Origin of the sequence: Vibrio sp. SCSIO 43155 (assembly GCF_023716605.1) — a bacterium.
Classification (GTDB): domain Bacteria; phylum Pseudomonadota; class Gammaproteobacteria; order Enterobacterales; family Vibrionaceae; genus Vibrio; species Vibrio harveyi.
This window is the reverse complement of record NZ_CP071852.1, coordinates 3,194,762-3,217,846: the sequence shown is the minus strand read 5'-3', so window position 1 is coordinate 3,217,846 and position 23,085 is coordinate 3,194,762. Positions and strand designations below refer to the sequence as shown.

The 23,085-nt window shown below is 45.6% G+C and carries 17 protein-coding genes and 1 pseudogene; 11 read left to right on the top strand and 7 right to left on the bottom strand.

Annotated features, from left to right (window positions below):
- Positions 1-136: 136 nt before the first annotated feature.
- From tuf to J4N44_RS15260, 4 genes and pseudogenes are all read left to right on the top strand, one after another.
- A pseudogene (tuf, locus tag J4N44_RS15275) lies at positions 137-1,317 on the top strand (elongation factor Tu).
- A 336-nt stretch (positions 1,318-1,653) separates the two neighbouring features.
- On the top strand, positions 1,654-1,842 hold the full coding sequence (locus J4N44_RS15270; protein WP_005451472.1) for a (2Fe-2S)-binding protein: 189 nt from the start codon (positions 1,654-1,656) through the stop codon (positions 1,840-1,842).
- 74 nt (positions 1,843-1,916) lie between these two features.
- A complete protein-coding gene (bfr, locus tag J4N44_RS15265; RefSeq protein WP_005381359.1) occupies positions 1,917-2,393 on the top strand; it encodes a bacterioferritin in 477 nt (158 codons plus the stop codon).
- A 209-nt stretch (positions 2,394-2,602) separates the two neighbouring features.
- Complete coding sequence (locus J4N44_RS15260; protein WP_005451474.1) at positions 2,603-3,880, top strand: malic enzyme-like NAD(P)-binding protein; 1,278 nt, start codon at positions 2,603-2,605, stop codon at positions 3,878-3,880.
- Positions 3,881-3,990: 110 nt separating this feature from the next.
- Here J4N44_RS15260 and metJ read toward each other — a convergent pair whose 3' ends face one another.
- Entirely contained in the window at positions 3,991-4,311 is a 321-nt protein-coding gene (metJ, locus tag J4N44_RS15255) for a met regulon transcriptional regulator MetJ (RefSeq protein WP_005432736.1), read from the bottom strand.
- A 229-nt stretch (positions 4,312-4,540) separates the two neighbouring features.
- Here metJ and J4N44_RS15250 point away from each other — a divergent pair, with 229 nt between their 5' ends.
- The 3 genes from J4N44_RS15250 to metF all read left to right on the top strand — a co-directional run bounded on the left by J4N44_RS15250 (position 4,541) and on the right by metF (position 9,302).
- Positions 4,541-5,701, top strand: coding sequence for an O-succinylhomoserine (thiol)-lyase (locus J4N44_RS15250; RefSeq protein WP_114092093.1), 1,161 nt, complete (start codon positions 4,541-4,543; stop codon positions 5,699-5,701).
- Positions 5,702-5,718: 17 nt separating this feature from the next.
- Positions 5,719-8,127: a bifunctional aspartate kinase/homoserine dehydrogenase II gene (locus tag J4N44_RS15245; protein WP_017190926.1), complete on the top strand. Its 2,409-nt coding sequence runs from the start codon at positions 5,719-5,721 to the stop codon at positions 8,125-8,127.
- A gap of 272 nt (positions 8,128-8,399) precedes the next feature.
- Positions 8,400-9,302, top strand: a complete 903-nt coding sequence (gene metF, locus J4N44_RS15240) for a methylenetetrahydrofolate reductase (protein WP_005432740.1) — start codon at positions 8,400-8,402, stop codon at positions 9,300-9,302.
- A gap of 70 nt (positions 9,303-9,372) precedes the next feature.
- Here metF and J4N44_RS15235 read toward each other — a convergent pair whose 3' ends face one another.
- The 3 genes from J4N44_RS15235 to argE form a co-directional block, all read right to left on the bottom strand.
- The gene (locus tag J4N44_RS15235; protein WP_005451477.1) at positions 9,373-9,912 is read right to left on the bottom strand and encodes a PadR family transcriptional regulator; all 540 of its coding nucleotides are present in this window, start codon (positions 9,910-9,912) and stop codon (positions 9,373-9,375) included.
- Between the two features lie 438 nt (positions 9,913-10,350).
- The gene (gene ppc, locus J4N44_RS15230) at positions 10,351-12,984 is read right to left on the bottom strand and encodes a phosphoenolpyruvate carboxylase (protein WP_252044619.1); all 2,634 of its coding nucleotides are present in this window, start codon (positions 12,982-12,984) and stop codon (positions 10,351-10,353) included.
- 278 nt (positions 12,985-13,262) lie between these two features.
- On the bottom strand, positions 13,263-14,399 hold the full coding sequence (gene argE / locus J4N44_RS15225; RefSeq protein ID WP_017190923.1) for an acetylornithine deacetylase: 1,137 nt from the start codon (positions 14,397-14,399) through the stop codon (positions 13,263-13,265).
- A gap of 144 nt (positions 14,400-14,543) precedes the next feature.
- On the opposite strand from argE, the gene argC reads away from it, so the two are divergent.
- The 4 genes from argC (at position 14,544) to argH (ending at position 19,791) form a co-directional block, all read left to right on the top strand.
- A complete protein-coding gene (argC, locus tag J4N44_RS15220) occupies positions 14,544-15,548 on the top strand; it encodes an N-acetyl-gamma-glutamyl-phosphate reductase (protein ID WP_252044618.1) in 1,005 nt (334 codons plus the stop codon).
- 21 nt (positions 15,549-15,569) lie between these two features.
- On the top strand, positions 15,570-16,361 hold the full coding sequence (gene argB, locus J4N44_RS15215) for an acetylglutamate kinase (RefSeq protein ID WP_009697558.1): 792 nt from the start codon (positions 15,570-15,572) through the stop codon (positions 16,359-16,361).
- A gap of 90 nt (positions 16,362-16,451) precedes the next feature.
- A complete protein-coding gene (locus J4N44_RS15210) occupies positions 16,452-17,666 on the top strand; it encodes an argininosuccinate synthase (RefSeq protein ID WP_252044617.1) in 1,215 nt (404 codons plus the stop codon).
- Between the two features lie 250 nt (positions 17,667-17,916).
- Positions 17,917-19,791 carry an argininosuccinate lyase gene (argH, locus tag J4N44_RS15205; protein WP_005432701.1) on the top strand — a complete coding sequence of 625 codons (1,875 nt, stop codon included), beginning with the start codon at positions 17,917-17,919 and terminating at the stop codon, positions 19,789-19,791.
- Between the two features lie 154 nt (positions 19,792-19,945).
- On the opposite strand, the gene J4N44_RS15200 is transcribed toward argH, so the two are convergent.
- The 3 genes from J4N44_RS15200 to J4N44_RS15190 all read right to left on the bottom strand — a co-directional run bounded on the left by J4N44_RS15200 (position 19,946) and on the right by J4N44_RS15190 (position 23,031).
- The gene (locus tag J4N44_RS15200) at positions 19,946-20,227 is read right to left on the bottom strand and encodes a DUF3624 domain-containing protein (protein ID WP_026000384.1); all 282 of its coding nucleotides are present in this window, start codon (positions 20,225-20,227) and stop codon (positions 19,946-19,948) included.
- 386 nt (positions 20,228-20,613) lie between these two features.
- Positions 20,614-22,086 carry a dihydrolipoyl dehydrogenase gene (locus J4N44_RS15195; protein WP_252044616.1) on the bottom strand — a complete coding sequence of 491 codons (1,473 nt, stop codon included), beginning with the start codon at positions 22,084-22,086 and terminating at the stop codon, positions 20,614-20,616.
- A gap of 216 nt (positions 22,087-22,302) precedes the next feature.
- Positions 22,303-23,031, bottom strand: coding sequence for a redoxin family protein (locus tag J4N44_RS15190; RefSeq protein ID WP_005451494.1), 729 nt, complete (start codon positions 23,029-23,031; stop codon positions 22,303-22,305).
- Positions 23,032-23,085 lie beyond the last annotated feature (54 nt).

The window sequence follows — 23,085 nt, the reverse complement described above, 5'->3', positions numbered from 1 at the left end:
AAAAAAGTCCAGCTTTTTTTAAAGATCAATGCGTCCAAATATTGCGCTAACAGGCGTTGGCGCATAAAATAACAATTTCTGGCGCGTCGAGATCAATAATGATCACGGCGAATCATAACTAGGAAGGAACACGATTGTGTCTAAAGAAAAATTTGAACGTGTAAAACCGCACGTAAACGTTGGTACTATCGGCCACGTTGACCACGGTAAAACTACTCTAACTGCAGCTATCTGTACAACACTTGCTAAAGTATACGGCGGTGCTGCTCGTGACTTCGCATCTATCGATAACGCTCCAGAAGAGCGTGAGCGCGGTATCACAATCGCTACTTCTCACGTAGAGTACGACACTCCAACTCGTCACTACGCACACGTTGACTGTCCAGGACACGCGGACTACGTTAAGAACATGATCACTGGTGCTGCACAGATGGACGGTGGTATTCTTGTTGTTGCTGCGACTGATGGTCCAATGCCACAAACTCGTGAGCACATCCTACTAGGCCGTCAGGTTGGTATCCCATACATCATCGTATTCATGAACAAATGTGACATGGTTGACGATGAAGAGCTACTAGAACTAGTAGAAATGGAAGTTCGTGAACTTCTATCTGAGTACGACTTCCCAGGTGATGACCTACCAGTTATCCAAGGTTCTGCTCTAGGCGCACTAAACGGCGAAGAGCAATGGGAAGCTAAGATTGTTGAACTAGCAGAAGCGCTAGATTCATACATCCCTGAGCCAGAGCGTGCAGTAGATATGCCATTCCTAATGCCTATCGAAGACGTATTCTCAATCCAAGGTCGTGGTACAGTAGTAACTGGTCGTATCGAACGTGGTATCCTAAACGTAGGTGACGAAGTTGCTATCGTTGGTATCAAAGACGACTACTACACATGTACTGGTGTTGAATGTTCCGTAAGCTTCTTGACGAAGGTCGTGCTGGTGAGAACGTTGGTGCACTTCTACGTGGTACTAAGCGTGATGAAGTTGAACGTGGTCAAGTACTAGCTAAGCCTGGTTCAATCACTCCACACACTAAGTTCGAGTCAGAAGTATACGTACTTTCTAAAGATGAAGGTGGTCGTCACACTCCATTCTTCAAAGGCTACCGTCCACAGTTCTACTTCCGTACAACTGACGTAACTGGTGACATCTCTCTACCAGAAGGCGTAGAAATGGTAATGCCAGGCGACAACATCCAAATGCAAGTTGAGCTAATCGCTCCAATCGCTATGGACGAAGGTCTACGTTTCGCTATCCGTGAAGGTGGCCGTACTGTAGGTGCTGGTGTTGTTGCTAAGATCTTCGACTAATTCTTACTGAATTAATCGTAATCTTGCACTCTTCTTCTTTTTGAAGAAAGCGCTAGAAAAAGGGAAGCTTAGGCTTCCCTTTTTTATATCTACAATTCCTCTTTTCAATATGGTTATAAGTCCATCACTCTTAGTCATGCTTTTTGTTTTTTAAAAACATGATCTTAGCTCTGCTCGATTTTCTCTTCTTTTTAGCTATCCGCTAAGTCACTGAAAAATGCCAAAGCGGTCCAGACCGTTATAACAAAACGTTCTGTAATTCATATTAATACAACTGGTAACAAGAACGATTCTTGTTTATATTTCATTCCAAAGTGAAATTTAAAGGTTTTGAATATGTACGTTTGTCTTTGCCATGGTGTCTCTGACAAGAAAATTAGGAAGTTGGCGATAGATGAAGGCGTAACAGACATAAAAGGAATTAAACGATGTACTGCTTTGGGCAGCCAATGTGGTAAGTGCATTAAACAAGCCAAAGAGATTTTAGCGGAAACAGAATACCTAACACTGAAACAAGCTAGCTAATTATTAGCTAAGCCTTTTTGACACCTTCTCATTTGCTTCTACATTTAAATGAAGCCAAAGAGGAGGGCTTTGTCATGAAAGGCGATCCAATCATAATCCAACATCTCAATAAAGTGCTCGGCAACGAGCTCGTCGCTATCAATCAATATTTTCTGCATGCTCGTATGTACAAGGACTGGGGCTTAAAACACCTCGCCGACAAGGAGTACCACGAGTCGATCGATGAAATGAAGCACGCTGATCATCTAATCGAACGTATCCTGTTTCTAGAAGGCTTACCTAATTTGCAAGATCTCGGTAAATTGATGATCGGGGAAGATACCAAAGAAATGCTTGAGTGCGATTTGAAGCTCGAAATGGCAGCAATCCCAGATCTAAAAGATGCGATCGCTTATGCGGAGGATATTCGTGATTATGTATCACGCGACCTCTTCCAAGATATTCTTGAAGACGAAGAAGAGCACGTCGATTGGCTTGAAACGCAACTGGGCTTGATCGAAATGTCTGGTATCGAAAACTACCTACAAGCGCAATACGTTGATGAAGAGTGAGATTATATTTCGCTGTTTTCTCGCTGAAAGAAAGTGATTAAAAGTGCACCTGATCTGTCTATCAGGTGCCAATCATAGATATCTGGTCTAATCTCTTACATTATTACCTTTTTTAAGGATATCGCTCGCAATCTTGCCTATGAAGATTGACTTCTATCCTTTAGAATTTATTCCTCCTTACCGAAAAAATAACAAAAGAGAAACGATCCATGTCTGAAGACAATCGCCAAGAAGTCACCCCAGAAGAAGAACGCCGCCAACAAGCATTGGACTACCATGCGTACCCAACCCCAGGAAAAATCGCAGTAGAGCTGACTAAGCCAGCTGAAACTGCTAACGATCTTGCTCTGGCATACAGCCCTGGTGTTGCAGAGCCTGTACGCGAAATCGCACAAAATGCTGACAATGTGTACAAATACACGGCGAAAGGCAACATGGTTGCGGTTATCTCTAACGGCACGGCTATTCTTGGTCTTGGTAACCTTGGTCCGCTAGCTTCTAAACCAGTAATGGAAGGTAAAGCGCTGTTGTTCAAACGCTTTGCTGGTCTAGATTCAATTGATATCGAAGTGAAACACCGCACGATCGACGAATTTGTCGACACAGTAGCAAACATTGCAGATACTTTCGGTGGTATTAACCTAGAAGATATCAAAGCGCCTGATTGTTTTGAGATTGAAAAGCGCCTTATCGAACGCTGTGATGTACCTGTATTCCACGATGACCAACACGGCACTGCAATCGTAACGGCTGCGGGTATGCTGAACGCAATTGAGCTGCAAGGTAAGAAGCTAGAAGAATCAACCATCGTTTGTCTTGGTGCTGGTGCTGCGGCAGTGGCATGTATGGAGCTGTTGATCAAATGTGGCGCAATGCGTGAGAAGATCTACATGCTGGATCGTAAAGGGGTGATCCATACACGTCGTGACGACCTAAACGAATACAAACAGTTATTCGCAAACAACACAGATAAGCGTACGCTGGAAGACGTGATTGAAGGTGCGGATCTGTTCTTGGGTGTATCAGGTCCAAATTTACTACCTGCAGAAGCATTGAAGCTGATGGCAGATAAGCCTGTTGTGTTCGCATGTTCAAACCCAGATCCAGAAATCAAACCAGAATTGGCTCATGAAGTGCGTGATGACTTGATCATGGGCACTGGTCGTAGCGACTACCCGAACCAAGTAAACAACGTTCTGTGTTTCCCATTCATCTTCCGTGGTGCATTGGATGTTCGTGCGAGTGAAATTAATGATGAAATGAAGCTTGCGGCAGTCGATGCGATTCGTGAATTGGCAAAAGAGCCAGTACCAGAAGCTGTATTGAAGGCAGCTGGCGTAGACAAGCTAGAGTTTGGCTCTGATTACATCATTCCAAAACCAATGGATCCACGCCTACTACCACGCGTAGCAAAAGCGGTTGCTCAAGCTGCGGTTGATTCAGGTGTGGCGCGTATTGAGATGCCAGAAAACTACATGGCGGAGTAAGCCAAAGTCATTTCTGACAGCAAAGAAAAGGGACGCGATGGCGTCCCTTTTTAGTTTGGTCTGAAACTGTCCCCGGTGCAGCCTCATCGTGTTGACGAATTTGTAAGCAATTATTCTTCGTCAAACGCTTCGAATTCGATGCCCATTGCCGTCATCAGCGCTTTTGCTTCTGTAGGAATATCATCTGGGCGGTCTTTACGAAGGTCTTCATCAGTTGGCAGTGGTTGCCCTGTGTAAGCATGTAGGAATGCTTCACATAGTAGCTCACTGTTAGTCGCATGGCGTAAGTTATTGATCTGGCGGCGAGTTCGCTCATCAGTCAGCACTTTTAAAACTTTTAGCGGGATAGAGACGGTAATCTTTTTTACTTGTTCGCTTTTTTTACCGTGCTCAGCATACGGGCTAATGTATTCGCCATTCCAGTCAGCCATTGCGCACCTTCATTAATGTAATAAGTTAGAAAAATAAATATAGGTGCTGATTTTAGCTGCATTTACCGCCATAAGCAAAGACATATAGACGTCTAGAAGTGTTGACGTCTTATTTTTAGACAAGTAAAGTGAGGTTAATAGTTAGGGAAGAGTGTTAATCAATTGAGCAATACAAGCTAGATATAGCGCATTCCCATTTAGATGTCACCACCCGTGAAAGGATACACCCATGAGCACCCGTAAGCCTGCGACCATTGCTGTACGCACTGGTATCGAGTCAGACAGTCAATATCACGCTGTTGTACCACCAATCTACCTTTCTACTAACTACGGCTTCCCCGCGTTTGGTGAAGTTCCACAATACGATTACACACGTTCTGGTAACCCAAACCGAGGCTTGTTAGAAAAAGCATTGTACGAACTTGAGTCAGGTAAAGGAGCGGTTGTCACTAACTGCGGCACATCGGCACTAAACCTTTGGGTATCGGCGTTTCTTGGACCTGATGACTTAATTGTTGCACCGCATGATTGCTACGGCGGTACGTATCGTCTGTTCAATACTCGCGCCAAGAAAGGCGACTTTAAAGTGCAGTTTGTTGACCAGTCGGATCAGCAAGCGTTGGATGCGGCGATTGCGAAAAAGCCAAAGCTTATCTTGTTAGAAACTCCGTCAAACCCACTCGTACGCGTTGTTGATATTGCGGCTGTGTGTGAGAAGGCAAAACAAGTTGGCGCTTTAGTCGCAGTGGACAATACCTTTTTGACACCTGTGTACCAAAAGCCTTTGGAGCTTGGTGCGGATTTTGTTATCCACTCAACAACGAAATACATTAATGGTCACTCTGACGTGATTGGTGGTGTGGTGATCACTAAGAGCGAAGAGCATGCTGAAGAGTTAGCATGGTGGGGTAACTGCATTGGTGCAACGGGTACGCCATTCGACAGTTACATGACGCTTCGAGGAATTCGTACGCTGGGTGCGCGAATGCGAGTTCATGAAGAAAGCTCTCAGCAAGTGTTGGCGTATTTGCAAACGCAATCTTTGGTAGCGAAGATTTATCATCCAAGTTTGCCAGAGCATCCAGGCCATGACATCGCGAAGAAGCAACAATCGGGTTTTGGTTCTATGCTGAGCTTTGAGTTTGCTGGCTCATTTGAGCAGCTAAAAGTGTTTGTTAAAGAACTTGAACTCTTCTCTCTTGCTGAGTCGCTAGGTGGTGTAGAAAGCTTGATTTGTCACCCTGCGTCAATGACGCATCGTGCGATGGGTGAAGAAGCTCTGGCTGAAGCTGGTGTTTCTCAACAGTTACTGCGCTTATCTGTTGGCTTAGAAGATGCCCAAGATCTGATTGCTGATCTTGAGCAAGCATTTGTAAAAGCTACACAGTAATTGGGAGAGGTAAGGTCATGACTGTACAACGTCAGCTGCATAAATTTGGTGGTAGCAGCTTAGCGAACCCAGAATGTTACCAACGTGTGGTGGGTATTCTTAAAGAGTATTCAGCAGAAAATGATTTGGTGGTGGTATCGGCTGCAGGGAAAACCACTAACCGCTTGATCGAATTTTTAGAAGGGCTGGATAAAGACGGTCGCATCGCACACGAAGCGCTACAAAACTTGCGACTGTTCCAGACGGAGTTAGTTGAAGCTTTATTAGAAGGAGAAGCGCAAACGCAAGTGCTTGCTTCTCTTCAAGATGAATTCAGTACCTTAGCTGAGTTAACTGCGCCACTTACAGAAGCGCAAAAAGCAGCAGTGCTTGGGCATGGTGAAGTATGGTCGTCACGCTTACTGGCTGCACTGTTATCACAACAGGATCTTCCAGCGGTAGCGCAAGATTCTCGCGCCTTTTTACGCGCAGAAGCTGGAACGCAGCCAGAAGTCGACCGAGCTCGCTCTTATGCACTCATCAAAGAGGCGTTAACTCAACATAGCCACAAGCGTGTCATCATTACAGGCTTTATGGCGCAAAATGAAGTGGGTGAAACAGTACTGTTGGGGCGTAACGGCTCAGACTATTCAGCAACGGTGATTGGTGCATTGGCTGAGGTAAACACAGTGACCATCTGGAGTGATGTTGCTGGCGTTTACAGTGCAGACCCACGTTTAGTGTCGGATGCTTGCTTGTTGCCGCTGCTGCGTTTAGATGAGGCGAGTGAACTTGCGCGTTTGGCTGCGCCAGTGCTGCACAGTCGTACGCTACAGCCAGTTGCTCAAAGCACGATGGATTTGAACCTCAAATGCAGCTATCAACCTGAATCAGGCTCAACGCGTATTGAGCGCGTATTGGCTTCAGGTCGCGGTGCTAAAATCATTACGTCTCTTGATGAAGTGTTGTTGGTTCAACTGTCTTTTATCCATGGTCATGATTTTGAGAGAGCGCAGAAAGAAGTTCTGCAAGCTTTAAAGCGTGCTCAATTGGAACCATTAGCATTTGAAGCACAACAAGATCAGCAAACTTTGCGTTTGGCGTATACCGCAGAGATTGCTGGCGGTGCATTAACTTATCTACAAGAGTTAGCCGTTGAAGCAGAAATCAAGCTTAAAGAGGGTTACTCACTTTTAGCGGCTGTTGGTGCCGGTGTGACGAAAAATGCAAATCACTGTTTTGGCTTCTATCAACAACTTAAGCATGCGCCTGTTGAGTTTATTTCAGAGACGGAATCAGGTTTGAGCTTGGTAGCAGTACTACGCCGTGCAGAAGTTGAAGAGTTGGTACAATGCATTCATAGTCAGTTGTTTCAAGCCCAAAAGCGTGTAGCGGTTGCGTTGTGTGGTAAAGGTAACATTGGCTCAAGTTGGTTATCGCTGTTTGCAGAGCAAAAAGAAGAGCTCGAAAAACGCCATGGTATGAGCTTTGATTTAGTAGCGGTTGTTGATAGTCAAACGTATTGGTTTGATGAAAACGGGATTGATGCAGCAACAGTTGCTCAGCGCTTTGATGATGAAAGCATCGAGAATGATGGCAACTGGTTGACGAAGCTCGGCGCGATACAAAACTTCGATGAAGCAGTCGTACTTGATGTCACGGCGAGTAAAGAGTTGGCGACACGTTATGTGGAAATTGCGCAGCAAGGTATTCACTTGATTTCAGCGAACAAAGTGGCAGGCTCGGCGGACAGTCAATATTACCACCAAGTACAAGACGCCTTTGCTAAAATTGGTCGTCATTGGCTTTACAACGCTACGGTTGGTGCAGGGTTACCGATCAACCATACTGTTCGAGACTTGCGTGAAAGCGGTGATGATGTCGTCGCACTATCGGGTATTTTCTCCGGTACGCTATCTTGGTTATTCCAGCAGTTTGATGGCTCAGTGCCGTTTGCTGAACTGGTCGATTTGGCATGGCAACAAGGTTTGACAGAGCCTGACCCTCGCTCTGATTTAGATGGCTCTGACGTGATGCGTAAGTTGGTTATCTTGGCTCGTGAATCTGGTTTGAGTATTGAACCAGAGAGTGTGAAAGTGGAATCACTTGTACCAGAAGAGTTGCGAGAACTGAGTCTAGACGCATTCTTTGACCAAGGTGATATTCTAAGTGAGATTCTACAAGAGCGTCTAACCAAGGCTCAGAAAAATGACCAAGTATTGCGTTATGTCGCGCGTTTAGAGCGTAATGGCAAAGCAACGGTGGGTGTTGAAGCATTATCACGTGAACATGCACTGGCAAACTTACTACCGTGTGACAATATCTTTGCTATTGAGAGTAAGTGGTACAAAGACAATCCATTGGTTATTCGAGGTCCAGGTGCTGGTCGTGAAGTCACGGCTGGTGCGATTCAATCTGACCTTAATCGCCTAGCTGGTTTGTTTTAAATTTCACCGAAACAATTTTTGCGAACGACAACAAAACCTCGGACTATCTCCGGGGTTTTTTATTATTTAGATAATGCCATACTGAATTGGGAAGTTCGGCTAGGGATTGGTCATAAAGGAACTTGAACTATCCTCATTATGAACTTGAGAAAAATTCATAATCACAAGGTTGACATTAAATCGCATTCAATACATTCTGTAGACATATAGACGTCTAAACGTCGATTTGAGGAATTTTGATTTCGTGGTGGAGTTGCCACAGGGAGAGTAAGATGGGATACACGCATGCAGGGCACATCGATGCCTTAAACCAGAATATCGCTGAACTATCAGACAACATCAACGTCTCATTTGAGTTTTTTCCACCAAGCAGTGAGAAGATGGAAGAAACACTGTGGAACTCAGTGCATCGTCTTAAAACTCTTCAACCAAAATTCGTTTCTGTCACATACGGCGCAAACTCAGGCGAGCGTGACAGAACCCACTCGATCATTAAAGAAATCAAAGCGGCAACAGGTCTTGTGGCTGCGCCTCACCTTACGTGTATCGACGCAACTCGTGATGAATTGATCGACATTGCTGACGATTACTGGAATAACGGTATCAAAAACATCGTAGCGCTACGTGGTGATATTCCACCGGGGGGTGGTGCGCCAGATATGTACGCATCGGATTTGGTAGAACTGCTTAAAGCGCGCCACGATTTCGATATCTCAGTAGCGGCATTCCCAGAAGTTCACCCTGAAGCGAAAAGTGCTCAATCGGATCTGCTGAATCTAAAGCGTAAAGTTGACGCAGGTGCAAACCGCGCGATTACTCAGTTCTTCTTTGATGTGGAGTCTTACCTGCGCTTCCGTGACCGTTGTGTAGCGGCTGGTATTGATGTCGAAATTGTGCCGGGTATCTTGCCAGTATCGAACTTCAAACAAGCATCTCGCTTTGCGGCGCAGAATAATGTGAAAGTACCAGGTTGGATGAGCAAGCAGTTTGAAGGTTTGGATGATGATCCCGTGACGCGTCAGCTGGTTGGTGCAAGCCAAGCAATTGATATGGTTCGTGTATTAAGCCGTGAAGGTGTAAAAGATTTTCACTTCTACACATTGAACCGTGCAGAGATGACTTATGCACTTTGCCACACTCTAGGTGTTCGTCCACAAGTTGCAGTAGGGGCTTAATGCGCCTTCCCCAGATAAACAAAAGGCTTGCCCATCGGCAAGCCTTTTTCGTTTCATTTAAAGTGACGAATTAGCCGATCACTTCAAGTTCTGTTAGTACTTCTTCTGCCCAGTTAATCCAAGCTTCACGTAGCATTAGGTTACGACGAAGTGTTAGACGCTCAAGACGTGCTTGCTTGTCTAGTGTTGATGGCGTTGCGTAGTACGCTGCTTCGATTTCTTTGTAGTGAGAAACGAGCTTACGAGACTCTTCTACAAGTTCAGAAAGCTGGTCACGGTACGGTGCTGCTGGCTGCACGGCACAAGCCATTAGCTTAGCAGAGAATTCGTCACGTACAGTTGGGTGTGCAGTTGGTTGATCGAACCACTCGCCCAATGCGCTACGACCTGCGTCAGTGATTGAGTAAACCTTACGATCTGGTTTGCCTTCTTGAGGTTCTAGTACGCAAGTAACCAGCTCTTTCTCAGCCATCTTGTTAAGTTCACGATAAACTTGTTGATGGCTTGCTTTCCAGAAGTAACCGATGCTAGCTGAGAATTCTTTAGTGATGTCGTAACCGGTAGCGTCGCGAGTGCTAAGTACAGTTAGAATTACGTGTGGTAATGACATGTCTTCAATCCAAATGGTCAATAAACTTGTAAACAAGCTAGCTACACTTTCATTTGCGTTCTTAATGACGCTTGAGTTTTTTATGTGTAGATAGCACCAACAATGTTGGTCCTGTCACCTTAAAGCCGTTTATCACCTAGAGTGATGGTGTTTCCACCGAGCTGGAGCCTATTTGATTGGACTTGTGAGCTTCCAGCAGGCAAGTAGTATATAAATAATAAGCATGAAGTGGAATAGTAGGACAAAATTACCCAAAAAAACTAATAAAATACTCAATAGTGTTTTTTGGTAGTGAAATATCTTGTTGTGTAGAGACTTTTTGTTTTCTATTTGGATTAATAATCTAGGTCGGTATTGTTCGAATAGTGGAAGTGATTAGTAAATAACAATAAAGGCTGAGATTTCGCTCAGCCTTTTAGTCAACTTTATGTAATCAGATTAACCTGTATTACGCATGCCTGCTGCAATACCTGCAATCGTCACCATCAATGCTTCTTCTAAATTGGCAGAAGCTTCTTCAGTTTGACGAGTTCGGTATAGCAACTCGGCTTGAAGCATGTTCAATGGCTCAACGTAGATGTTACGTAGGCGAATAGATTCTAGACCCCAAGGGTCGCTTTGCATTAGGTTCTCGTTGTTCTCTACGTTTAGTACCGACTTGATATCACGCTGGAGTTGCTCACGTAGTCGATCACCTAATGGTAGAAGTTGATTCTCCACTAGGCGTTGATCATAGTAGCGAGAGATTTCCATGTTGCACTTGGTGTACACCATCTCAAGCATGCCTAGACGAGTAGAGAAGAACGGCCATTCACGACACATCTCTTCCAGTAGCGCCTGATGACCTTTGTCTACAGAGTACTGAATAGCCTCACCTGCGCCTAACCATGCTGGCAGAACCAAGCGGTTTTGGCTCCAAGAGAAGATCCATGGAATCGCACGCAAGCTTTCTACGCCACCGTTTGGATTACGTTTCGCTGGTCGTGAACCAAGTGGCAGTTTACCTAGCTCAAGCTCCGGTGTTGCTTGGCGGAAGTAAGGCACGAAATCTGGCTCGCCACGAACGACACTACGGTATGCTTCGCAGCTTACTTCTGACAAGACGTCCATTAGGTCACGCCACTCTTGCTTAGGCTCTGGTGGCGGCAGTAGGTTTGCTTCAAGGATTGCACTCGCGTACAGGTTGAAGCTATTAACTGCAACATCAGGTAGACCCAACTTAAAGCGGATCATTTCGCCTTGCTCTGTTACACGCAGACCACCTTTCAAACTCTTAGGTGGTTGAGACAGTAGTGCAGCATGTGCTGGCGCACCACCACGACCAATTGTACCGCCACGACCGTGGAATAGTGTGAGTTCTACGCCTTCTTCTTCTGCAACCTTAACCAGTGAGTCCATCGCATGGTATTGCGCCCAACCTGCTGACATTACGCCTGCGTCTTTTGCAGAGTCAGAGTAGCCGATCATCACCATTTGGTGGTTTTGGATAAAGCCGCGGTATAGGTCGATACCCATCAGCTGCTTGATTACCGCTTCTGCGTTGTTCAAATCGTCTAGGGTTTCGAACAGAGGACACACGTCCATGCGGTAAGGGCAACCTGCTTCTTGAAGTAGTAGGTGTACGGCAAGTACGTCAGAAGCGGTACGCGCCATTGAGATAACGTAAGCACCGAATGCTTCGCGAGGTTGTGTTGCAACAATCTTACAGGTATCCAAAACCTCTTTAACTGGTTCCGATGGTTCCCAGTCACGAGGCAGAAGAGGGCGCTTAGATGCGAGCTCGTTAGTTAGGAAAGCTACCTTATCTTGCTCGCTCCACTGTTCGTAGTCACCAATACCTAGGTAACGAGTCAGTTCAGATAGAACGTCGGCATGACGCGTACTTTCTTGACGGATATCGAGACGAACTAGGTGGATACCGAATGCTTTAACACGGCGTAGCGTATCCAGCAGTGAGCCGTTAGCAATCACGCCCATGCCACATTCGTTTAGTGATTGGTAACACGCGTAAAGTGGTTCCCAAAGCTGCTCTACTTTTTGTAGCGGCGCTTTGACTGCCAGTTTCTGACCGTGAACTTTTGCGTCGAGAATGTCTTTTGTTTCGTTCAGTAGCGAACGCAGCTGTTTAAGGATCGCACGGTATGGTTCGTGTTGATCTTCACCCGCAAGCTCTCGAACTTTGTCGTTACACACTGTCATTGACAGTTCGCTGATCAGTTCGTTGATGTCGTTGAGGTATAGGTCTGCCGCTTTCCAGCGAGACAGAAGCAGTACTTCACGAGTTACGCTGTGAGTTACAAATGGGTTACCGTCGCGGTCACCACCCATCCAAGATGAGAAGTGCACAGGGCGAGCATCAATCGGTAGACCTTCGCCAAGGTATGATTTTAGACGGTCGTTCATTTCACGTAAGAAGTCAGGTACGGCTTCCCATAGTGAGTTTTCTACTACAGCAAAGCCCCATTTGGCTTCATCAAGCGGTGTCGGGCGCTGTTGACGAATAACGTCAGAGTGCCAGCTTTGAACGATAAGTTGCTCAAGACGGCGTTCAGTTTTCTTACGCTCTTTGAAAGAGAGGTCGCTCAGCTCTAGCTTAGATAGACACTCGTTGATCTTTACAAGCTTGTTGATCATAGTGCGACGAGTGATTTCGGTTGGGTGCGCTGTCAGAACTAATTCAATATTTAGATCGCGAACCGCTTGTGCCGTGTCTAGCTTACTCACATCATTTTGCACTAGTTTTGAGAACAGCGAGTTAATTGCGTCAGGTTCGCAGATATGCTCTTCACAATGGCGTGAAATGGTGTGGTATTGCTCAGCAATATTGGTCAGGTTTAGAAATTGGTTGAACGCGCGGGTCACGGGCGTCAATTGCTCATCTGGTAAGCTTTTAATTTCTTCTATTAAGCTTTCTCTGTCAGCGTTATTTCCAGCTTGAGCCGATTTGGATAATTTACGAATGGTTTCCACTTTCTCGAAGATTTCTTCGCCATGAGCATCACGAATCGTGTTACCCAGAAGGTGGCCCAACATGCGCACATTGCTTTTAAGTGCGGCGTATTTCTCGTTCATTGTCATCCTGCCTCGTAAAAAAACTACATCCATTGTCCTTGTTAAGACTCCAATCTAGCGAAAATAACCAGTTCTAGTCAAATAAAGCAGAGTAAGTTTGCAATTATTCCGCTGCTGACCTGATTTAGAGCAAAATTAGGTCAGCTTATGCCACTCGAAGTGAAAATTAATTACAAAATTGCCGCTTAAAGAAGGATATAGCGTGCTAGAAGAATAGTGGCGAAGATAACAAAATGCAGCTCAATCGAGCTGCATTGTGAGGAAAGTACAGAATGCGACTAACAACAATATTTCACCATCGCACGTGATAACACGTCGATGGTTGGGTCGATAAAGTCGAAAGAGAGGAACTCATCTGGTTGATGAGCTTGATCAATTGAACCGGGACCTAGAACTAAGGTTGGACACAGTTGCTGCAGAAATGGCGCTTCAGTACAGTAGTTGACGGTTTCTGAGCTGGTTTGACAGATCTCTTCAACACCACCAATAAATGGGTGATCGTGTTGACATTCGTAACCCGGAATTGGCTCGTGCAAGGGAATAATTTCTAATCGCCCTGGCCATTTCGCCTCGACTTCTTTCAATGCTCCGCGCAGCATGTTCTCTAAACCATCAAGGCTAATACCAGGAAGAGGACGAACGTCATAATGCAGTTCACAGCAACCGCAAATACGGTTTGCGCTGTCACCACCATGGATATGACCAAGGTTTAGGGTAGGGCTTGGAATAGCAAAACCCGGATGGTGATACTCTTTAACCAATTTGTCGCGCAGTTGCATCATGGCAAACATGACTTCATGCATTATTTCAATTGCGTTGACGCCGAGCGCAGGATCAGACGAATGACCGGACTTGCCTGTTACGCGAATGGCATTTGCCACATGCCCTTTATGACCTCGAATTGGTACGAGGCTGGTGGGTTCGCCAATGATGCAGTAATCCGGCTTAAAAGGCGCATTCTCAGTGAAATGACGGGCACCTAGCATGGTGGTTTCTTCATCACAGGTCGCCAATACATAAAGCGGCTTGGTTTGCTTACTCCAGTCGATTTTCTTTACCGCTTCATAAATAAAGGCAAAGAAGCCTTTCATATCAGCAGTACCCAAACCGTAAAAGCGGTTGTCTTTTTCGGTCAGCTTATGTGGGTCAAAACTCCAACGTCCTTCATCAAACGGCACTGTGTCGCTGTGACCTGCGAGAAGTAGACCGCCTTCACCTTCACCCATACGTGCAATCATATTGTGTTTGCCTGGCTCCACTTCGATCACTTCAACACTGAAGCCAAGATCTTTAAACCAAGAAGCTAGCTTCTCGATCACTTTGGCATTGCCTTGATCCCAACTTGGATCGGTTGAGCTGATCGAAGAGGTACTGATCAGTCCTTCATAGACCTCTAGAAAACTTGGTAATTGCATGGATTCTTCAATTCTCCTATTGACAGACAGAGCACAAAAATGTAAAACACATATTAAATCATATTTAATGAATAAAAAATCAAAATAAAGCAAAAATTAAATATGAATAGTCATTTTGAGCCTTAAGTATATGGATGTCATGTAATGCTAAAAACCACGATTATCGGAGCCAGCGGCTACACCGGCGCAGAGTTGGCTTTAATGGTCAACAAACACCCTGAACTCACGCTATCAGGTTTATACGTTTCCGCCAATAGCGTAGATGCAGGAAAGAATATTGCTCAATTGCACGGCAAGCTAGCGGGTGTGATTGATATGCCAGTTTCACCACTGACTGACCCTGAGCAAGTTGCTCAAGTGTCTGATGTGGTCTTTCTGGCAACGGCACATGAAGTGAGCCATGACTTAGCTCCTATCTTCTTAGAGGCGGGATGTCAGGTATTCGATTTATCTGGTGCATTTCGTGTGAAAAGCGAAGGCTTCTACGACACCTTTTATGGCTTCGAACATCAATATAACAACTGGCTAGATAAAGCAGCATACGGCTTAGCAGAGTGGAACCAAGAATCAATAAAAACCACTCCTTTGATTGCAGTGGCAGGTTGCTACCCAACCGCTTCACAGCTTGCAATCAAACCTTTATTAGAACACGCATTACTGGATACCAACCAATGGCCTGTGATTAACGCAACCAGTGGTGTATCAGGTGCAGGGCGTAAAGCTTCCATGGTTAACAGCTTCTGCGAAGTGAGCTTGCAACCTTACGGTGTCTTTAACCATCGTCATCAACCAGAGATTGCTCAGCATTTAGGTTGCGATGTGATTTTTACTCCACACCTAGGCAACTTCAAACGCGGCATTCTTGCCACTATCACGATGAAATTGGCACAAGGTGTGACGGAAGCACAAGTGGTACAAGCGTTTGAACAAGCTTACCAAGGCATGCCAGCGGTTCGCCTTAAAGGTGACGGTATTCCACGTATTCAGGATGTCGAAAATACCCCTTTCTGTGATATCGGATGGAAGGTACAAGGCGAACACATCATTGTGATTTCGGCGATCGACAACCTACTTAAAGGTGCATCGAGTCAAGCGATGCAATGTCTCAATATTCATTACGGTTACCCAGAACTGACAGCGTTGCTGTAGTCGTTGAAAGAGGGAAATGCGATGACGCAAACCAATCAAGCTCCTTTAGTCATTAAGCTCGGTGGTGCAGCTCTATCTTGCACTCAAACCTTAAGCCAACTGTTTGGCGCCATTGCGGCTTACCAAAAGTCGGCACAGCGACAAATCGCCATCGTTCATGGCGGTGGCTACCTAGTTGATGAGTTGATGGCAAAGCTTCAGCTTGAAACCGTAAAGAAAAACGGTCTTCGCGTGACGCCTTATGAGCAAATTCCTGTGATTGCAGGCGCGCTTGCAGGCACAGCAAACAAATTGCTTCAAGGTCAAGCGATTGCGGATGGTCTGAATGCAGTGGGTCTTAGTCTCGCTGATGGTGGGTTATGTCATGTTGAAGAACTTGACCCAGAGCTAGGCGCTGTAGGCAAAGCATCACCGGGTGATTCAACCCTATTACAAGCGGTGCTAAACGCAGGTGCACTGCCGATCATCAGCTCAATTGGTCTGACTGAAAAAGGTCAGATGATGAATGTGAATGCTGACCAAGCTGCGGTTGCTGTGGCCGGAGCATTGGATGCGGAGTTAGTGCTTCTGTCTGATGTGAGCGGTGTACTCGATGGCAAAGGGCATTTGATCAAAACGCTATCTGAGCAAGAAGCCGATGCATTGATCAAAGGGCAAGTGATCACCGACGGCATGATCGTCAAAGTTAAAGCCGCTTTGGAGGCCGCCAATGATCTTGGTCGTCCTATCGAAGTCGCGACATGGCGTTACCCAGAGAAACTGAACCAGCTATTCGCGGGTGAAAGTATCGGAACGCAATTTCTGCCGCAATAGAGCAGAAGCAAACCAGTTAAAGAATTGAACATTAGGAAGTGGTTGGCACTGACCGCCGAGAGCAGCGCCAGTTAAGTTTGGAGAAAAAACATGAGCAAAGTGAACGTAAATAAAGTGGTAGTCGCATACTCAGGCGGTCTAGATACTTCAGTAATCATCCCGTGGCTAAAAGAGAACTACGACTGTGAAGTAGTAGCTTTCGTTGCCGATGTTGGTCAAGGTGCAGAGGAGCTAGAAGGTATTGAAGCGAAAGCAAAAGCTTCTGGTGCTTCTGAATGTTACATCGCTGATCTGAAAGAAGAAATGGTAGCGGATTACATTTACCCTACGCTAAAAACCGGTGCTTACTACGAAGGTAAATACTTACTAGGTACATCAATGGCGCGTCCAATCATTGCCAAAGCGCAGGTTGAAGTTGCACGTAAAGTGGGCGCAGACGCTCTGTGCCATGGTTGTACAGGTAAAGGTAATGACCAAGTACGTTTTGAAGGTGCATTTGCAGCACTAGCACCAGATCTGCATGTTATTGCGCCTTGGCGTGAATGGGATCTAGTGAGCCGTGAAGAGTGCTTAGATTACCTAGCAGAGCGTAACATTCCTTGTTCAGCATCTCTTACTAAGATTTACTCGCGTGATGCGAACGCATGGCACATTTCTACTGAAGGTGGCGTTCTAGAAGATACATGGAACGCGCCAAATGAAGATTGCTGGGCTTGGACTGTAGACCCAGAGCAAGCACCGAATGAAGCAGAAACCGTGACGCTGAAAGTAGCGAAAGGTGAAGTTGTTGAGGTAGACGGTGAAGTGATGACACCATATAACGCGTTGGTTTACCTAAACGAAAAAGGTGCGAAGCACGGTGTTGGTCGTATCGATATTGTCGAAAACCGTCTAGTGGGAATGAAGTCTCGTGGTTGCTACGAAACTCCGGGGGGCACCATCATGATGGAAGCACTGCGTGCGGTAGAGCAACTGGTGCTGGATAAAGCGTCATTTGAATTCCGCGAGGAGCTTGGTCTGAAAGCATCACACCTTGTTTATGATGGTCGTTGGTTCACGCCGCTGTGCAAGTCTATTCTTGCGGCTTCTGAAGAGCTCGCGCAAGACGTGAATGGCGAAGTGGTTGTGAAGCTTTACAAAGGTCACGCAACGGTAACGCAAAAACGTTCGGATAACAGTTTGTACTCTGAAGAGTTTGCTACTTTTGGTGAAGATGAAGTTTATGACCAAAGCCATGCTGAAGGCTTTATCCGTCTGTACTCGCTATCCAGCCGTATTCGTGCGCTGAACAGCCAGAAAAAATAAGCCAATTTAACGCCTTATAAGATAAGAGACCTGCCACTATTGGCAGGTCTTTTTGGTTTTTGCTGACCTTATTGGCATAAAGATAAAATAGCCATGAATAAATATGTAAAAATATTGAATTTCTACTTTATTTTTGTCTACGATTATCGTAACGTTGAGGCATAAGAAAAAGTGAGCAAATGACCACCGATTCGGTCAACACTTAATGAATAACACGTTAGCGTAAGCAATAGTCATCAGGAGAGACGCAATGGCATTATGGGGCGGAAGATTTACCCAAGCGGCAGATACCAGATTTAAAGACTTCAACGATTCGTTGCGTTTCGATTACCGATTGGCCGAGCAAGATATCGTAGGCTCAATTGCGTGGTCTAAAGCATTGCTGTCTGTTGACGTGTTATCTGCAGATGAACAACAAAAGCTTGAGCTAGCACTAAATGAACTCAAGCTTGAAGTGATGGAAGACCCACATCAAATCTTACGTTCAGACGCTGAAGATATCCACTCTTGGGTCGAGCAGCAACTGATCAATAAAGTTGGTGACCTAGGTAAAAAGCTACACACGGGACGTTCTCGTAACGACCAAGTTGCAACCGATCTCAAGCTTTGGTGTCGTCAGCAAGGTCAACAACTGTTGATTGCACTTGATCGCCTACAAACTCAAATGGTTGGTGTTGCTAAGCAGCATCAAGGTACTGTTCTTCCTGGTTATACGCACTTACAACGTGCTCAGCCTGTGACGTTTGCTCACTGGTGCTTGGCTTATGTTGAAATGTTTGAGCGTGATTACTCACGTCTGAACGATGCGCTAAAGCGTTTGGATACGTGTCCACTCGGCTCGGGTGCGCTTGCGGGGACCGCTTACCCTATCGACCGTGAAGAGCTGGCTCACAACCTTGGTTTCCACCGTGCGACACGTAACTCGCTAGACTCGGTTTCTGACCGTGACCATGTGATGGAACTGATGTCTGTGGCATCTATTTCAATGTTGCACCTATCTCGCTTGGCAGAAGACATGATCTTCTACAACTCGGGTGAGTCCAACTTTATTGAACTAGCCGATACCGTGACTTCAGGTTCTTCGTTGATGCCGCAAAAGAAAAACCCAGATGCATTAGAGCTTATTCGTGGTAAGACAGGTCGTGTATACGGCGCGCTTGCTGGCATGATGATGACGGTGAAAGCGCTGCCACTGGCTTACAACAAAGACATGCAAGAAGACAAAGAAGGTCTGTTCGATGCGCTTGATACATGGAATGACTGTATGGAAATGGCAGCATTGTGTTTCGATGGCATTAAAGTTAATGGCGAGCGTACGTTAGAAGCGGCGAAGCAAGGTTACGCAAACTCAACTGAGCTGGCGGATTACCTAGTGGCGAAAGGCATCCCATTCCGTGAAGCGCACCATATCGTCGGTGTTGCTGTGGTTGGTGCAATTGCCAAAGGCTGTGCGTTAGAAGAGTTGTCGATTGAAGAATTGAAATCTTTCTCTGAAGTGATTGAGGCGGATGTGTATGACATCTTGACCATCGATTCATGCCTTGAGAAACGTTGTGCGCTTGGTGGCGTGTCGCCGCAGCAAGTGGCTTATGCTGTCGACCAAGCAGACAAGCGTCTATCTCAACGTGACACTTCAGCAGTCAAAGTACGTCCAGCACGTCTGACGGATATTGAGACACTGGAAGGCATGGTGGCGTACTGGGCAAATATGGGTGAGAATCTACCACGCTCACGTAATGAGTTGGTACGTGACATTGGTTCTTTCGCGGTTGCCGAGCACCACGGAGAAGTCACTGGTTGTGCGTCTTTGTATGTCTATGACTCAGGCTTAGCAGAGATTCGCTCTTTAGGTATTGAAGCGGGTTGGCAAGGTCAAGGGCAGGGCAGTGCGATTGTGAACTATCTGGTTGAGAAGGCGCGCCAGATGGCTATTAAGAAAGTCTTTGTGCTGACACGTACGCCAGAGTTCTTTATGAAGCAAAGCTTCTTGCCAACGTCGAAGTCATTGCTGCCAGAGAAAGTACTGAAAGATTGCGATCAGTGCCCACGTCAGCATGCATGTGATGAAGTTGCACTGGAGATCAACTTGTTCGAACAATTGATCCAGAAAAGTAACGTAGCCTAGGTTAATGATTCTATTAGTATTTAAGAAAATACTAAAAAAATCAGAAAAAAATTTGGAACCTTTGAGAGGAAGCCCGGTCTATTAAAGTACCACTGCTTTTTCTTAGAAGAATCTAAGAGAGCCCCAAGACCGGTATTGGTTTTGGGGCTTTTTTCTATCTGTCATCTGGATGATGATCATCTTTATTTTGTTTTCTATGGCGGCGCTGCCACGGCAGAATAACGAAGCGCATCCAGAGGTGTAAAAACAGCAGACCATTAAACGCAAAGCCCGCAAAGATCAGTGCGATCGACTCGATGCTTTGTGGATCATCTTTAAATGCAAACCACCATACGATCCAACATAAGACAGAGAGCACGGTAAGTTGATCCATGCATCGCTGGCAACGCCCGATTTTTTTCCAAAACCAATGCTCTTGGCAACTTCGACAAGTCATTGTTCTACCCAAACTATCTATTTGCTTCTGATTATAACCTCAACTCCTGTTTGATAGTGTTTTTGCTTGGTTTCTTAGTCTCGCTTATCAAACCAAAAATGAAAAATTAGCTTGGTCAAAATTGTGTAGCACGTAATTGATGTATGGTGCGCTGTCAGCCTGACAATAGGAAAAATAATAATGTCGACAGAACTTAAAGTAGCACTTGGTTTAGCGGGTAGCTTTTTCACGATTGGATTAACAGCCATTGTGTTGGTGAGTCGCTATGCAATGATGACTGCATAACCACAGCTCTATTGATTCTTGAATTGATAAAGCTGAAAGAAGAAAGCCTCGTCTATGACGAGGCTTTTTGTTTATCGATGTTAAGGATAATGAGGGCAGGATTAACAACCAGGACCACAGTCTAGGCAGTGCTTGATTGTCTCTGGACCTAAGTGAAGTTTTGCATTCAAATCTCGCAGTGCGGTACGAACGCCTTCTTCAATTACTGGGTGGTAAAACGGCATATCCAACATTGCTGAAACTGTCATTTTATTTTGATGTGCCCAAGCGAGCAGGTGGGCTAAGTGCTCGGCGTTTGGTCCCATCATTTCTGCGCCCAAGAAGCGTCCGGTGCCTTGTTCTCCGTACACATGCAATATGCCTTTATTGCGTAGCATCACTCGTGAGCGACCTTGGCTTTCAAACGAGACCTCTCCGGTTGTGAAACAGCCGCAGGTGCCTAAACGTGCTTCCAATTGCTTAAAGGTTTCACCAACCATGGCAATTTGTGGATCAGAGAATACAGCAGAAATAGGCGAGCGGCGCAAACCTGCACGAATATCAGGAAAGCGGCCAGCGTTATCACCGGCAATACGACCTTGGTCTGCCGCTTCATGAAGCAGTGGAATTTGGTTACTTGCATCACCTGCGATGAAGATGCTCTCTACCGAAGTTTGCAATGTATAGTGATCCGCCGTTGGTACGCCGCGCTCATCTAATGCAACACTGGTGTTTTCAATCGCGAGCTTATCCACATTCGGGCGACGACCTGTTGCTGCCAATACGTAATCGACAATAAAGGTTTCTAGTTCACCATCGTGGTTGATGAACTGAATTTCGACCTTATCTTCACCGTTATTTTTTGGCGAAGCAATACGTTTCATGCTTTCGATTTTTACATCGGCATCAAGGTAAAACTCTTCTTTGAATGCTTTATCGGCGTACGCCATCACTTCAGGGTCCGTCAATGGTCCTACTTGACCACCAAGACCAAATAGCTTCACATTCACTCCTAAACGATGCAGCGCTTGACCCAATTCAAGACCAATGACACCTGGACCAAATACTGCAACGGATTCTGGCAAGTTATCCCAATCGAATACATCATCGTTAATGACTAGGCGATCGCCGAGCTCATTCCATACCGCTGGGTATGCTGGACGTGAGCCTGTTGCGATCACAATGCGTTTTGCGGTGATCTGGGTGTGGTCATTAACGACTAGCGTATTGTCATCAATAAACTTGGCATAGCCTGAAACTTTATCTTCAGCAGGGATCTCATTGACTCCTTCCAACACAAAGCCAACAAAGCGGTCACGTTCACGCTTTACTCGATCCATTACTTCACGACCGTTAATGTAAATCTCGCCTTGTGGGTGCACGCCGAAACCTGGTGCTTTCTCGATTTGATGTACGCTTTCTGCAGCAGCGATCAAAAGTTTTGAGGGCATACAACCTACACGAGCACATGTTGTGCCGTAAGGACCACCTTCGATCATCATAACACTGTCTGTGTGTGCTTTTGCTGCGCGGTATGCACCAAGACCTGCTGTACCACCACCAATGATTGCTACGTCAACATTTAACTGTTTCATAATGGATTCTCGTTTTGTCCAAACTGAGTTGAGATGACTAAGTTTAGAAGAGTGAATTTGAGTTCATTAATCTTGATAGTCCGAAGAAGAGCAGTGATCAAGACTAAGCATAGGAAGTGATTGAGGGGGTAGTCTCCCGGGCGAGGGATGCTCCGGGAGACTGAGGGCTGAGTTCTGGACAGCTAAATTGCCAACCCAAGCCCATTAGGCAAATTATTAACCTAGGTAAGCTTCTAATTCTTCGCTACCACCGATGTGTTTACCACCGATGAACACTTGAGGAACCGTCGTACGACCCGAAATTGCACGTAGACTGACTGTTGTTGCGTCTTTACCCAAAATCACTTCTTCATATTGAAGACCGTGGTCAATCAGATTTTGTTTCGCTTTCATGCAGAAAGGGCAACCTGGTTTAGTGAACACAGTGATCGATTCTTGAGTTTTGTACTCAGGTGCTACGTAGTTCATCATTGTGTCTGCATCAGAAACTTTGAACGGGTCGCCTGGTTCGTTTGGTTCAATAAACATTTTCTCAACCACACCGTTTTTCACTAGCATGCTGTAACGCCATGAACGCTTGCCGAAGCCTATGTCGTTTTTGTCTACTAGCATACCCATGCCATCTGTGAACTCACCGTTACCATCTGGGATGAAAGTGATGTTTTCAGCTTCTTGGTCAGCTTTCCATGCATTCATTACAAACGTGTCGTTTACTGATACACATAGAATCTCATCCACACCATGCTCTTTAAATACTGAGAATAACTCGTTGTAACGAGGTAGGTGGCTTGACGAACAGGTTGGAGTAAACGCACCTGGCAAGCTGAATACGATAACCGTTCTGTCTTTAAACAGTTCATCCGTGGTTACGTTCACCCATGCGTCACCTTTACGAACAGGAAAAGTAACTTGTGGTACAGCTTGACCTTCTTTTGATGCAAACATGATGATTTCCTTTTTAAATTTATGAAATAATTCGTTTTCGAGCTTAGCGTTATT